At 43.2% G+C, this 14,853-nt stretch carries 15 protein-coding genes; 7 read left to right on the forward strand and 8 right to left on the reverse strand.

The genetic code is table 11. The features are described from left to right. Window positions 1-49 precede the first annotated feature (49 nt). The 7 genes from LKO28_RS07860 to fic all read right to left on the reverse strand — a co-directional run bounded on the left by LKO28_RS07860 (window position 50) and on the right by fic (window position 7,341). Window positions 50-988 carry an aspartate carbamoyltransferase catalytic subunit gene (locus LKO28_RS07860; protein ID WP_227694275.1) on the reverse strand — a complete coding sequence of 313 codons (939 nt, stop codon included), beginning with the start codon at window positions 986-988 and terminating at the stop codon, window positions 50-52. Window positions 989-1,010: 22 nt separating this feature from the next. After that, complete coding sequence (pyrR, locus tag LKO28_RS07865; RefSeq protein WP_227694276.1) at window positions 1,011-1,556, reverse strand: bifunctional pyr operon transcriptional regulator/uracil phosphoribosyltransferase PyrR; 546 nt, start codon at window positions 1,554-1,556, stop codon at window positions 1,011-1,013. Between the two features lie 50 nt (window positions 1,557-1,606). Then, window positions 1,607-4,636, reverse strand: coding sequence for a DUF2723 domain-containing protein (locus LKO28_RS07870; protein ID WP_227694277.1), 3,030 nt, complete (start codon window positions 4,634-4,636; stop codon window positions 1,607-1,609). A gap of 375 nt (window positions 4,637-5,011) precedes the next feature. Beyond that, a complete protein-coding gene (locus LKO28_RS07875; RefSeq protein ID WP_227694278.1) occupies window positions 5,012-5,209 on the reverse strand; it encodes a hypothetical protein in 198 nt (65 codons plus the stop codon). Window positions 5,210-5,286: 77 nt separating this feature from the next. Beyond that, window positions 5,287-5,496, reverse strand: coding sequence for a hypothetical protein (locus tag LKO28_RS07880; protein WP_227694279.1), 210 nt, complete (start codon window positions 5,494-5,496; stop codon window positions 5,287-5,289). A 486-nt stretch (window positions 5,497-5,982) separates the two neighbouring features. Next, window positions 5,983-6,240, reverse strand: a complete 258-nt coding sequence (locus LKO28_RS07885; protein WP_227694280.1) for a hypothetical protein — start codon at window positions 6,238-6,240, stop codon at window positions 5,983-5,985. A 312-nt stretch (window positions 6,241-6,552) separates the two neighbouring features. After that, window positions 6,553-7,341, reverse strand: a complete 789-nt coding sequence (gene fic / locus LKO28_RS07890) for a protein adenylyltransferase Fic (protein ID WP_227694281.1) — start codon at window positions 7,339-7,341, stop codon at window positions 6,553-6,555. A 489-nt stretch (window positions 7,342-7,830) separates the two neighbouring features. Between fic and LKO28_RS07895 the strand changes: the two genes are divergently transcribed. The 7 genes from LKO28_RS07895 to LKO28_RS07925 all read left to right on the forward strand — a co-directional run bounded on the left by LKO28_RS07895 (window position 7,831) and on the right by LKO28_RS07925 (window position 14,401). Further along, window positions 7,831-9,309, forward strand: a complete 1,479-nt coding sequence (locus LKO28_RS07895; RefSeq protein ID WP_227694282.1) for a WG repeat-containing protein — start codon at window positions 7,831-7,833, stop codon at window positions 9,307-9,309. Between the two features lie 87 nt (window positions 9,310-9,396). Beyond that, window positions 9,397-10,008, forward strand: a complete 612-nt coding sequence (locus LKO28_RS07900) for a hypothetical protein (protein WP_227694283.1) — start codon at window positions 9,397-9,399, stop codon at window positions 10,006-10,008. Between the two features lie 13 nt (window positions 10,009-10,021). After that, complete coding sequence (locus tag LKO28_RS07905) at window positions 10,022-12,244, forward strand: WG repeat-containing protein (RefSeq protein WP_227694284.1); 2,223 nt, start codon at window positions 10,022-10,024, stop codon at window positions 12,242-12,244. Between the two features lie 51 nt (window positions 12,245-12,295). Continuing rightward, window positions 12,296-13,036 (forward strand): hypothetical protein, encoded by a 741-nt coding sequence (locus LKO28_RS07910; protein WP_227694285.1) that lies wholly within the window; start codon window positions 12,296-12,298, stop codon window positions 13,034-13,036. A gap of 27 nt (window positions 13,037-13,063) precedes the next feature. Then, entirely contained in the window at window positions 13,064-13,354 is a 291-nt protein-coding gene (locus LKO28_RS07915; RefSeq protein WP_227694286.1) for a hypothetical protein, read from the forward strand. Window positions 13,355-13,397: 43 nt separating this feature from the next. Then, window positions 13,398-13,739: a hypothetical protein gene (locus LKO28_RS07920; RefSeq protein ID WP_227694287.1), complete on the forward strand. Its 342-nt coding sequence runs from the start codon at window positions 13,398-13,400 to the stop codon at window positions 13,737-13,739. 5 nt (window positions 13,740-13,744) lie between these two features. Further along, window positions 13,745-14,401 (forward strand): SMI1/KNR4 family protein, encoded by a 657-nt coding sequence (locus LKO28_RS07925; RefSeq protein WP_227694288.1) that lies wholly within the window; start codon window positions 13,745-13,747, stop codon window positions 14,399-14,401. Window positions 14,402-14,428: 27 nt separating this feature from the next. Here the strand turns inward: LKO28_RS07925 and LKO28_RS07930 are convergent, their stop codons facing one another. Next, the gene (locus tag LKO28_RS07930; protein ID WP_227694290.1) at window positions 14,429-14,821 is read right to left on the reverse strand and encodes a hypothetical protein; all 393 of its coding nucleotides are present in this window, start codon (window positions 14,819-14,821) and stop codon (window positions 14,429-14,431) included. Between the last annotated feature and the right edge of the window lie 32 nt (window positions 14,822-14,853).

Below are 14,853 nucleotides of genomic sequence, written 5' to 3' on the forward strand. Positions count from 1 at the left end.
TTCACGACTACGTCCACACTCCGCCTATCGCTTTGAGTAGCAGCCATTTTTAGCCCCGTTTTCCGGCCAGTAGATAAAGTACAGCCATCCTTACAGCCACCCCATTTTCTACCTGATCCAAAATAATAGAATGGTCGCTATCCGCCACATCCGACGTGATCTCTACCCCCCTATTAATAGGCCCCGGGTGCATAATCGTGATCTCTTTATCCAATGAATCCAGTAACGCTTTGTTTAAACCATACAGCATCGAATATTCCCGCAAGGAGGGGAAATAACCAATATCTTGGCGTTCGAGCTGAATACGCAGCATATTCGCCACATCACACCACTGCAACGCCTTGCGTAAGTCATGCTCTACCTTAACCCCGAGCGAACGGATATATTTCGGGATAAGCGTTGTCGGTCCGCACACCATCACCTCCGCCCCTTGCTTTTGCAAACAAAGAATATTGGATAGCGCCACGCGCGAATGCAATATATCACCGATAATCGCCACTTTACGTCCGGCCACATCCCCAAATCGCTCCCGGATAGAAAAAGAATCCAACAAGGCTTGCGTAGGATGTTCATGCGCGCCATCGCCCGCATTGACGATCTGTGCATCTATATGTTTACTCAAGAAAACACCTGCACCTGCATACGGATGACGCATAACGATCATATCGACTTTCATCGCCAAGATGTTATTCACCGTATCAATGAGGGTCTCTCCTTTACTAACCGACGAAGACGATGCAGCAAAATTGATCGTATCCGCAGAAAGACGCTTTTCGGCCAATTCGAAAGATAAACGTGTACGGGTAGAATTTTCGAAAAAGACGTTAGCTATCGTAATATCCCGCAGAGAAGGTACTTTCTTTATAGGACGATTCAACACCTCTTTAAAATTTGCCGCCGTATCCAGGATAAGTTGAATATCATTTTCATTCAAATCCTTTATGCCTAGAAGATGTCTTGTACTTAGCTGCTCGATTGTAGTTGACATGTTATGAAAATTTTCTCTCGCTTTATTTCTTCTCTGTAATCAGCTCCACACTATCGGCTCCATCAATCTCTTCCCAACTCACGATCACTTTTTGTGAATCAATAGAATCCACCTGTATGCCGATATAATCCGGCTGGATAGGTATCTGTCGAGAAAAGCGACGATCCACGAGCACCAACAACTCCATCTTGCTCGGTCTGCCGAAGGCCTGCATCGCATCCATCGCCGAGCGGATTGTCCGACCCGTCCACAGGACATCATCAATCAAAATAACTTCCTTATCATCGACCATGAAAGTAATATCTGTGCTATTGGCGATCAGTGGGTTGGTGCCTTTCATTCGAAAATCATCCCGGTAAAACGTAATATCCAAAATACCCAGCTGCACGTCGACCCCCGTCATTTCCTGCAATTCCTTTTGGATACGTTTTGCCAAGTAAGTGCCCCGGGGTTGGATCCCGATGAGTACCGCATTGGAAAAATCGCAGTGATTCTCAATCAGTTGCTGGCACAGACGCCGGATGGTGATCTGAAATTTAGCCCCTTCTAATAAAATAGATTGCTTCATTTTGAGAATATTTACGCAAAAATAAGGTATTTTTTGTGCTTTTCCTGTTTTTATTCACCCGCTTGCTCAAAATAATGCCGGTACGAATTGTACAACGCATCGGCCTGTTTCTGCAATTCCGGCTGGTTAACTTCGTCCAACAACTGTTTATAGCGTTGAATCGATGCCAAACCAAAACGCATATTTCTATACTCCAAGTTAGATTTCGCCTCCGAAACCGCTTCGTAATACCGCATATTCTCCTGGATAAATGTCAAGTTGCGCTGGGTAATCTCGTTCGCTTTTTCAGCTTCCCCCACCTCATACATAACGCTTAATAGTGGAACATAGCCCATCACTTCCGACATCAAATACGCTCTCTTCGGCATATTTTCATAGGCATTCACGACCATTTGCTTAGCCTTATCCGTTTCACCAGCCGCCAGAAGCTGCTGTGCAGGCTGACCATATATAGAACCTACATACATACTGATATAGCGGTAAGAATCCGGATCGATATACGAAGCATCGCTGATATTACCCCAAGAGAATTTATTCATGACATTATCGTAAATTTGATCGATATGCTCAATCGTTGTGGGGTCGCCCTCTTGCAATCCTAAATCAATCGGCATCAACCGATACGCAAAGCCCTCATTGACCAAGTATCTATCCAAACCTATATAGTTACTCTCCGGTGTCGTGATGGTATAATATACCGGGCGTTCCCAGTTATTATTCGCCAAAATAGCTAACATAGAAAGCTCCGCGCGGCTTACATAGTTTTGGCTATACGTCCAGCGCATTGTATCGGTAATAGCCGATTCCCATTCTTTAGGAACCACATTATTCGCCAAAACCGCCTGCTTATCCACCGCCAGTTCCATTTTTTTGGTAGGCAATACATTCACCATTTCCCCACTCTGCAACTGCGCTTTATTTTGCGGATTGTCCGATAGCATAACCTTCAAAAGGTCTTGCACCGGCACATAACCCGGAATGTTGTAATCCTGATAATAGATCACATCGCGCACCCCATCCTTAATTAGTTCGGGGTCGATATTGATCGGCAACGCATCCGCGTCGTTCACCTTTTTCATCATCTGCTTCATGTACCAATCCGCGCTCAGCAAACTTAGATTGACCACCCGTACGTCTGTCCGGAACCCTTCCACCTCTTGCACATACCAGAGCGGATACGTATCGTTATCGCCATAACTAAACAAAATCGCATTTGGCGCACAAGACTCCAGATAATTACGAGCCATATCCCGCGCCAATGATTTCTCCGAGCGGTTATGATCATCGTAGTTCTGCGCGATCAAGATCACCGGCCCAGCCAAAATACCAGCCGCTGCCGCCACATATCCCGCCACTTTTGCATTGGTTTTCTTGCGTAGAAAATCGGCAATCGCCAACACACCCAAGCCTATCCAGATACTGAATGCATAGAAGGAACCCGCATACGCATAGTCTCGCTCGCGCGGTTGCAAAGGGTTTTGATTGAGGTATAGCACAATCGCGATCCCGGTAAAGAAAAACAACAGCCCCACGACGCCCGCATCCCGCTGCCGCTTGCCAAAATGCCAGAACGCCCCCAACAAACCTAAAATAAGCGGAAGGAAAAAGTAAGTATTGCGAGAAGGATCCGTCTTCGCAGAGGTTGGCAGCACATCCTGTCCACCCACCAACATGTTATCAATCGGTTTAACCCCACTGATCCAATTGCCTTCTGTAAACGAACCATGCCCCTGCTGATCGTTCTGCCTACCGGCAAAGTTCCACAAGAAATACCGGCCGTACATATGTCCGATCTGATAGCCGAAGAAGAATTTCAGGTTATCGGCAAACGTCGGCGCATCATTCGGCCCTAAGCCCAAATACTCCCGGTAGTACTCCGGGTGACCGCCTTTATCACTATAGATCCGGGGGAATATGGTTTCCCGCTCGTAGGTATAAACCGGGTTACGCTTCGCGACCACATACTTATCCCCATCCTTGCGGTATACTTTTTTACCATCTTCCACACCCGTTGGGCGCGCATCGAAAAATCTCCCTTTAAAAAGTGGCTCATCGCCGTATTGCTCCCGGTTCAGGTAGCTGAGAAAAGAAAAGGCGTTGTCCGGATCACTATTATTTAAGGTAGGATTTGCTTTTGCACGAATCATGATCATCGCAAAAGAACTATAGCCTAAAATAATAAAAGCCGTACTGATCATCGCGATGTTCAGCACATACTTCTTCTGTTTAACCGAGTAATAAATACCATACATCAGTGCCGCAACCAGCAACACAATAAAGAACGCTAAACCCGTACCAAAACCCAAGCCCAGTGTATTTACGAAAAACAAGTCAAAATAAGCCGCGATTTTAACGGAATATTGGATCACTCCCCATAGGATAAATCCCAATACCACTACGCCTAATGCCAAAGCCTTCAAAGCCCCCATACTGGTGCTTTCCTTCGCTTTCCGGAAATAGATCACCAAGGCGATTGCCGGGATAACCAATAAGTTCAATAAATGCACCCCGATAGACAGCCCCATCACATACGCGATAAGGATCAGCCATTTATCCGCCTGTGGCTCATCGGCACGGGCCTCCCACTTTAAGATCGCCCAAAAGACCACCGCCGTACACAGCGACGACATGGCGTAAACCTCAGATTCTACCGCAGAGAACCAAAACGTATCGGTAAAGGCATAGGCCAGCGCGCCGACTACGCCCGAGGCCATCACCGCAAATAATTGCGTTGCACTGAGGTCCGCATCACGCGAGGTCCCGACAAATAGTTTTCGGCCCAATGCCGTGATGGTCCAAAACAAAAAGAGGATCGTCAATCCACTACATACCGCCGATCCGATATTCATCCAAAAAGCAATCTGCGTCGTGTCACCCATTGCCAAATTGGAGAACAGGTTTTGTATCATCAGAAATAACGGTGCACCTGGTTGATGCACGATCTGCATTTTAAAAGCGGAAGCGATAAATTCACCACAATCCCACCAACTCACCGTACGTTCGACTGTCATGACATATACGGCCGTCGCAATGACCGCACATATCCATCCCAAAAGGTTATTAATCTTCTTGTAATCCATTCTATAACGAGATAAGGTTATTCTAAAAATACGCTCCGAAAATAGCGAATACTAACCGACTATTAAATAATATTTGCACATTTTAACGTAGTTTGTTACAAATCCAGGCGCAATTCGGCGCTGGGCAAGCTTCCTTGAAAAAATATTCCATTGAGAATCAGCCAGCATAAAGGATTTTAGCTATTTTATTTTGCAAGTTTTAAAAACTGCTGTATATTTGCATCGTCAAAACAGAAACAACCTGTCTGACAAAGTTTGTCCCATAGTATAAGGGTAGTACAAGTGATTTTGGTTCATTTAGTCTTGGTTCGAATCCAGGTGGGACAACAAAAAAAGAGCGCATAAAATTTGCGCTCTTTTTTATTTGAGGTATATTCATCGCTTCTTTTTAATCGGCGCCAGCAATAAATAAAAGATCCAGGCGAACCAAGATATAAACACTACCGCCAGCAGCCACGCTAATTTCTCACTTCCAGTGGTTTTACGGGAACTCATAATGACTAATATCGGCAACAACCACACCAAACCGATTATTCCCAAAACCACTAATATCGTAATCGCTGAATCATCCATTTTAAATCATTTATAACCTTAACATAAGCCATCAGCTCTACGTAAACACCTGATAGCCTGATAAAGATAAGAAATTGCTAACGCATTTTACGAATAACCAAAAAGATTCCGATGATCAGCGCCACAGCTGCGACAAAAGCAAAGCGCCACAGCCCGCTCGCCGTATTATTTCGCTGTGTTTCCGTCTCGCTAGACCGTACCCTTCCCACGCTATCCGAGCTACGTTGTTCCTGCCGATGGTTCACCCGAACTTCCCAACCCAATAACCGCCCGGACAAGGTATGCAAACCACTATCCGGATGGTAACGAAAACGTATCCGGCCGACTAATTGATGTCGGTACGCCGGCTGAGTGTGATAAACAACCGAATATAAGCGAACTCGATGGGCTATTAACGCGAAAGGAAGTGATGAGTTTGTTGAACATCGCGAAATGCACTTATACGCGATGGATTGAACAGGGGATCTTAGTTCCCAGAATATTTGGCAAACGACATTTCTTTTCAGAAGCAGATCTTGGCCGTGCGATGAAAGAGAGTATTCGTAAAGGTAAACGATGATAAAACGGCGACCTTGTTCGTTGTTTTAGGGTAAGGGGAAATATCCATATTGGGGTGTTTCCCCTTCGTTTTGCCGTCCTTCCGTACGATTTCGCCGGACATCCTAACAATTTCGTTGCCCTTCCCAGGCATTCTTCCGCCCTACAAAGTCATCGGGATGGCCAACCAGGACGAACTTCCGTCCTTCCGGGTCACACTTCCGTCCTTCCAAGCCTCACGAATGGGCATGCCGGTCAAATAGCTGCCCATCTGGATCGTTTATTCGTTGTTTTCGCCCATGCTCCGGCCATGGAAAATGATACGGGTGTACAACCGTCTTAAACAGATGTCCTTCCGTACCCTTTGGTTGTCCGTCCGCTGCAAATTTCCGTCCTACAAAGTGACAAGGATGGCTATCCGTCTTGAACTTCTGTTCATCCAGCTCATTTTTCCGTCCGGCGAAGTCATACTTCCGTCCGGCAAAGTGACACATCCATCCGGGAGAATGAGGACTTCATTGTCCTCATTAGGGCTCATTAGTCCTCAAATGTCCTCATTTTCCGTCAAAATTTTCGGACTCGGGACACCTTTGTTTCACAGCGAGGGAATGGGCCCTGGTGCTAAAAGCAAAATGTTATGAACATTAAACAACAGTATCCACCCGACGAACTACATGTTTTTCACAAGCCACAAATGAGCGTGGGACAAACACTTGGCTTCATTATGCCGTTATCATGGCGTCATTGGCGTTATATTGGAACGACCGCCCTTTGCTAGTCCGGAAATAGGAAGGGTTATTTAATCGTTAGTTTTCCTCGTAATAATAGGAATAGTCAATTCCCTTCATAAACATTTCTCGGCTGTGAATATCGTCTGTTAATGCGTCTGACAAGGTTGCCTTAAAAATTTCGCTATCGATTACGCTTTTTATCATGGCTTGATGGTAGTTGCTTTTTGAAATTTTACTCCAATCAACACATTTTTTTAATTCCTTTTTGAGCATAAGGTTTAACCAGATACGTGTACTTCTGCCGTTACCTTCCATAAAGGGGTGAGCAATATTCATTTCCACATATTTGTCTACGATTTGATCAAATGTATTATCTGGCATGGCTTCTATTTCTTGCAGCGTATTGGGTAGGAATTGCGCCATCGCGAACTGAAATCCGCCTTTAGCGATATTCTTAGTGCGTATCTGACCAGCAAAATCATATAACCCGCCAAACAAATAGGCATGTATCTGTTGTAAACTTTTTACGGTACCTATTTCAATGTTATCGATAAATGAGCTTTCGAATAAGGCATAGGCTTTATGTTTACTTTTACCGTCGATAGTTTCGTCGCTGTAAGTAAACCATTCGATAAAGCGGTTTGCTTTGGTTGCGGGAAAAGTTTTTCCCAGTGCGATGATACCATCGTAGTCTAGTACATCGGTCTTATATCGTTTACCGTCTGCTGCAAGTAGTTTCAGTTGGGTAGTGGCACTAACCAACTGATTGTCCTCTTTCTTTAATTTCGCTTTGAGGTATTTCCAATAGTTCCGTGTTTTGGTATAATCGTCCTGGTCAGTCAGCACCGCCACGATGTCCAACACCGAAAACCACCGTTTGTTCTTCTTCCCATAATAATGTCAATCATTAGGGAGAAACGGGGAGTTTTTTGTGTTGTGATAAGAGTTAAAAAGAGTTTAGTGCACAAAATATCCAGGAGGCGGATAGCCCGTTGTGGAATGTGAAAGAACTTGTCATAGACATCGTTATAACCCACGGAAACGAGGCTTGTGCAAATGGTCGTGTAGTGACATCAGATGATCTTAAATTCGGGTTTTGCAATTTGTATATATTTAAAGGCTTTAAGGAGACGCTCTTAAAATCTATACAAACATACCTTATTGGGGTTTGAAAAAGCATCTTTCGGAGCGTCTCGCATCAACAAAATAGTGGTTTTTGGGGATAGGGACATTCCTTTATTTTCTACACTTTTGTATAAGAGGTCTGGTCCTCTCTATGAGATATTTGTGTCTATGAATAAATTCGTCGCTTTAATATAGCTATGGGTTAAGTCGACCAAAACACGTCATCCTATGCGGAAATTTATGGTTTTGATATGTATGCTTTTTGTCTGCGATGCCTACGGTCAACACGATCTTTTAGGTAAGGATGTGTTGCGCGAAGCCGGGTACCCTTATCGAGATAAATCTGGAAAGTTCGGTTATGCGGATGACAACCTAAATATCGTGATCGAACCACAATATGAAACAGCCACTGTTTTTACCAAGCAAGGTTTTGCCGTGATAACGGATAGTCTGAATCGAAAAGGGGTGATTGATAGGAATAACCATATCGTGGTACCGACAGACTATGAATATATACGTTTGTTTCTGCTCGACAATTATACCTTGGCGGAAGTCTACAAATCGTATTATACGAGATGGCGTTTTTGGGAGTGGGAATTCCTGCCCGGATTTAGCATTATGGGTGGCGGTCGTGACAATCGTCTATTTGACACAGCGGTGAAGCGGTTTAAGAAAACGGTATTTGTTCTGGGGGATAAACTTCATAAAGTATGCAGCGAGCGACTCACAGATAAAAGCTATGTTGATAAGTACTTTGACATACGCACATTGGATAGCAACCAAGTGTTTATCGATGATAGGCTGTACAGTATTGGCCCAAAGGGCGCTCGTCGGATTGCATCGGGGATCAAAGCATCTTTAAATCCACATACGTTCGCGCAGCAGAAAAAACGCCGGTTGCATATTATTGACCGGAAGGGAAAACGGATCGATAATAAAAGTTATGAGGTTTTAGATTCCATTCTTTTTAAGGTGGTTGAAACACAGGCGATGACCGTTCCACTAGGCAAACGCAGCTATGGATCCATTGCTGCTGCTTATCAAAGTGACGATGGCCGGACCTTTATCTACCCGGACTTTTCGAAACCGCTACCCCAAATAATTAGTGAGCATAGACATCCGGATGATCCGACGGCCGCAGAGCTTATCCGCGGACTCTGGCAACTTTCATCTGTTCCGGATTCGGATTACTTTATGTTTATGAGTTTCCGCGACGGGAAACGTTTTTTTCGATTCCTCGATACACAAGGAAACTGGCACCAAAGCTTGCCTGCGCATATTCCGTTTACGGTCGTCCGACCTTCCGGAGATGTCATTTGGTCTGCAAGGAAGCACTATGTGCCGCCAACGCAGGATCTAGAGGGTTGGAAAATAAGCCGCGTAAGTGCCACCAAGCATGATTCACTATATCACATTACGCTAAGTAAAGCCAAAGAGGTACGGCAGGGTATTTGGGATGCGGAGGAAACACAATGGTTGATCGCTCCGCATTATTATCAGGTCTATACAATGGCTAATACGCAACAATGGCGATTCCAAGAGACAAACGGCGCATTATGGGGTATAATGGATAAAGAGGGTACGCAATTGATCGAACCGACTTATACATCCATCGCATCAGATGGGTGGGTGCGGCTAACAGACAATGGGGAAGACATCAGTTTTTACCTGCATCCGACAACGCTGAGAGAGTTTAGAGAAAAATAGCAACTTGACAGCTGATAAATCGTTAGTTCTCCCAGGAATATCACCACGGGTGAGATTAGTGTTTTACTGATAAAAACTAAAGTAGAAATGACCGTAAACACATCATATCATTATATCGCTCGGAACAAAAAACAGATTATCTGTTATTTGGATGAAGACAGTATTTCCTTTACGGTTCAAGCAAAAAACCAATTGGCCAAAGCATATAAATTTAGGTTTACAGAAATTGATCGTATTCATTTGTGCCTATCTGATGTTTCCTGGCATACTATAGACATCTATTTTCGAGACAAAACCCACATACACTTAAAGAGCGTGACTTTCTTTATGGAGCGAGACGGGGCGCTAAAACGGCCGAAAACAAACGATGCTAATACGACGGTCGTACAAAGAAATCAAGCAGCTTACCGAAACTTTGTGATTGAACTGCACAAACGTGTAGGTTTGCCAGAGGCAACAAACCAAATTAAGTTTACACACGGAAACCCTTGGAAAAAAGCCTTGATCTTGTTGGTTTTATTGGCATTAGCCATTGTTATCCCTATCACATGGTCCTTTGGACACTACAGGTATTTCTTTGTCTTCGGAACCTCCTTTCTCCTCTTATTTTTGTTTAACCTAAACATAAATTTTCGGAAAAAATATTCACCCGGTGCTATCCCTCAAAAGTATTTACCCCAGGGGCATTTGAAAATGTAAAATTCATTTACCTATGAATACATCGCTTAAAAATCAGCCTATCTTTTACCGGTTTCTCCTACTCGCGCTCCTCCTCGGCAGCGGGCTGCTGACCGCTTGTTTTGGGCCAAAGAACCTCGTGACTAAACAAAGGGATATGCCCTCGTACGATTTTATGGGCGATACCCTAAGTGGCTGGGCGTTAGTCCGGCAGGACAGCCTGTGGGGCTACGTTTCCGAAGAGGGAAAACGTGCTATTCTCCCGAGGTTTATATGGGCGACGGACTTTACTGATGGGATGGCGCTGGCCAAGGACAAACGGGGATACCGCTACATCAACAGTCAAGGCAAGTTATTACGCCGGGTAAAAGCGAGCCGTGCTTATTCCTTTGCCGAAGGGCTGGCTCCGGTGCAAATAAAAGATAAATGGGGCTATATCGATCGAAAAGGCAAGATCGTCATCAAACCGCAATTTGACTGGGCTATGCCCTTTCAGGAAAACCGAGCAGCGGTGTCCATCGGGCAGCGGAAAGGATATATTAACCTAGCGGGAAAGCTTGTCATTCCCGCCATCTTCGAGGAAACACAGGCTTTTAAAAATGGCGTAGCGGTGGTGCGAAAGGATTTTCGGTTCGGCATAATTGATACGCTGGGCAATTTTGTACTCCCCAACCACTTCGATGACATCAAGCCTTGGGAAGCGGGTTTTTACCGATTGGGTGTATTTGACCCCACTATCGGTAGAGTGAACAAGTTTGGACTGACGGACGCTAATGGAAAATTACTGTTAGATACGCAGTATTCGGCTATTGATCTGCATGCGCAGCATTATATCCGAGTAGGAAAACAAGGCCGGTATGGTCTTTACGACCGCAAGGGCAAGGAAGTTATTCCCATGGAATACACACATTTAGACGCTATCCCTGAATCCAGATTTTTGTCTGCGCAAAAGAATGGACTATGGACGTTTTTGGATATGCAGGGTCAGCCGCTGCTTCCTTTTGACAACCAGTTACTCATTAGCAGATCCGAAGAACGTATTTGGATAGCTCGTGATAGCCTTTCTATTTTGATGGATGATCAATTTCGGGAAATCTCACGGTTCAGCAAATACAATAGGGTATATCCTTTTTCAAATGGATATGCTGCGGTAAGCATGAAAGATACGAGTGTGTATGAGGGAAATCTTTATGGGTATATCGATCGGGAAGGAAACGAGGTGGTCGCTCCACAGTTCGACGGAGGCGTAGGGTATGTCAATGCCTACGGAATCTCGGTTGTGGGCAAGAAGAGTTACGGAATTATACGTGATCATCTTTTTGATATAAAGACCGGCCTACTGGTTAATGAGGAAGAATACACTAATCTCAAACGGTTTGGCCCTTTCTTTTTCACCAATTATGGCGACTTTCTCTCTCAAAAAACGGGATTTGAGATCCAAGATTTCCCTTACTTGTCTATTCAGCCTTTAAGCGATCGTCCCGATCTGGCTGTGGTGCGGCAAGAACGGCAAGAACGAAAGGTAGGATTGATCGATACCGCTTTGACGGAACTTTTGCCCATCGAGTTCGAGGACATAAAAAATAGTTACAATGGTAGAATGCAAGTCAAAAAGAATGGCAAATGGGGTTTTGCAGATGAAAAATTTAGAATTCGCATTCCGATACTATACGAGGGTGCCTATTTCTTTCGCCTTCCCATGCTGACCGAAGTCACTCAACATAAGAAAAAAGGTGTTATTGATCGGTATGGACGGGAAATCATTCCGATGCAGTACACGTCTATATCTTTCGACCCAACCTGTGATCGAATTTATGCAAAAAAAGGCGATGGAATAGATATCTACAACAAAGCAGGTCGATTATTACACACTACAGATTTTGAATACCTCGGCTTTTATGGGCGCAAACCTTATGTGGTCTTTAGACAGAACGGTAAAACGGGTTTTATGGATTACGATTTTAATATACTACTAAAACCTACCTACGATCGGGTTGGTTCATTCTATAATGAACTGGCTTTTGTAGTTCTAAATGGCAAAGGCGGTTACATCAATGAACGCTTGGAATTGGTCTTGCCAGTGGAGTTTGAGCAGTTCGACAATTTTGCGATCGGCCTTGCTAAGGTTACAAAATACGGTCGGGAATATTACATCAATACGCAGGGACAAGAAGTAACGCCAACAGAGGAAGAATTGGAAAAACGCGATGCGGAAATAGAACGCAGAAAAAGCGGATGGATTGATTTTAGTAGTTAAGAGAGAAATAAAGGCTCAAGCGTCTTTGGAAGAATCAAAAACAAACAAAACATGAACAATTTCACAAAAGATAATTTCCATGAAATAAAATCCGAGCCGAATTGGTTGGTCACCTGGTGTATCCGTTTCGTGTTCTTTTCCCTATTGGGTTTCCTGGTTTTATCCTTTTATTTTGTCCCTGTACTATTTTATACGGACGGTAGCATTGACGGAGAGCAACTCCTTGCGTTCGGGATGATTTATTACCCGCTACTTATTGTACTAAGCTATTTTGTTGTACGCTTTCTAAAACGTCGGAAAAGGAAATCAGTTCGCCACATCAAGGTAAATTGTGAAGGTATTTTCTATGAATTGATTGATGGAACTGAAGAAAGCTTGCGCTTTGACCAATTCGAAATCTCATCAAACGATCATATTGTTTATGATGTTTTTATAGTTTCAAAGTTACAGTTTACAGGGGATGCAACCTATCGTCAGGCGTTTTTAAAAGTCTTTCTGAATGGAAAGGACCATGAGGTACGACCTTTTCATCCAGATTGGGGCTACAGTTACTTCACCCGAAATAGTCGCATACTGCGAAGTCATTTTTTGCGTGGGATTGCATTATTTCGCCCTGATCTTCGTATAGACCCTTTTATTTATTCTGAATTTTCTATACATCCCGAAACTTATGAGTTTGATAAAAAGAACTATCGAACAGGAATCATTTTAGCAATCATACTTGTTATACTAATATTTATTGGGATTGACTGGTACATGAAATATCGGTTTGGAGCATCTTTACTTTTTTAAATACTCCATTACTATACGCAACTGATTATGAGAAAAAACACTTTAATATACATTTATAAAACCTTTATTGTACTACTTGTGTTGATTGCACTGGCTTCTTGTAATCAATCTACCCAGATCAAAAAAGAATTTGTGTGGGATGAAGATATTAAAGTACTCACTGAAGGAAATCTATATGACTGGCTTAAAAAAGAGCCATTCGACAATGAAGTGGATCGAGGTGGAGATGGTTCCTTGGTGATCACAAATTCAAGGCAGATATCCCCTTTTAAGGCTCGTTACTACAATGCCATAGAAGAAGTGGGTGCTCAATTATGAAGGAACTAATTAATCTTTTATTATTTCATTTATTGGTTTTAACATGATAGACAAACAGCAGCTAAAGGGTAAAAACGCCTCTTTAATACATACAATTATAACTATTCTCGTGTGTTTTCATATCAACTGGCTTGGGACCTTTTTATTATATGAGGCAGTCATGGAGGGTTTTGATATCGATACGGATGGTTTTATGAATATGAATGGTCTGGTTACCGCTACGGTTACCTGGATGGGGATTGCTGCTATCCTTTTGGTCATATCATCATACGCCAAGGAACTGTTAGGCTCCCTTTATCGAACCATACGAGCAACGCAACTGGTGTTTTTATCCATACCGATTATTTTGCTGATGGTGTTTCTTTTTGTAACTAGTTTAAAATAAATGTGATGCCGAGGAGTATTAAAACAAATTTAGAGCAACAATTAGCAGAGTTAGAGCAGCTCATTGTCGACAAACACCCCGCTGCTCAATTTAAAGCAGGAATTGATTCAAATGATCTACAGGCATTTGAAAACACAAACGGGGTAAAGATACCGCAGGAATTGGTCACTTTTTACAACTGGCATAATGGTGTATACATCGACAGTAAATTATACCTTCCATCACTTTACGAAGCTTACCATCTTTTTAAAGCTCATAAACACGCTCACAAGCCGCACAGCGATATAAAAGACGTTGCACCGTCGACGCTTGAAGAGTTGGAAAAGTTTCTTAGTCCAACAGATGAAAACTCTCAGCAATACCATGCAATATGGTTACCTATATTTGTCATCGATCACAAACCCTATTACGATAAGGAAGATTTATACTCCTATTTACTTCCGACAGCTAACAGTAAGATCATGAACGATGCATCGGGAATCACTAAGCTTTCTGACAGTGCTATATTTTTAACATCTTATAGAGGTAATCAGTATATAGTAAAATCGTTGCATGAAGTTATCAGCTCTTTGATAGATCGGCTAAATCCATCCAAAATGACATTTAAGGAGAAGATAAAGGGTTTCTTTGAAATCTTCGGACGATTGTTTGAGCGCTTTTAATTTATTAAACCAAATAAAACTATGTTTTTAACGGGTTTCTTTCCGATGTAACTCTACCACCAGTGTATCCCTGTTTGATTTATTACGTTGCCATTCCAAGCGAACCGGTTTATAACCTTCTTTCTCAAACCACAACACCAAAGGAGGTTTGCAACGCAATCCATGGGCTAATCGGAAATCTAAGAACCAGCCTACGCTGTCCGTTTTCCGATAATAGTTGTATAATGGATCGTTGATGTTAACTGGCTTTTCTTTCAAAAGGTTATCACGGGTATAAAAAATATTCGACAAGGGTTCCCCCGTTTCAGCATCAATAACGAAGCCCTGTAATTGCTGAATACAATCGCAAGAGATCAGAAAGCCAAAGAAAAGAAATGACAGTATAATTGCTTTGGCGCGAGGTGTTTGACAAGGTTGCATAGGGAAAACGATTTAAACATTTATCAGAAAGC

It is taken from the genome of Sphingobacterium sp. FBM7-1, from assembly GCF_020687765.1.
Taxonomy (GTDB): Bacteria; Bacteroidota; Bacteroidia; order Sphingobacteriales; family Sphingobacteriaceae; genus Sphingobacterium.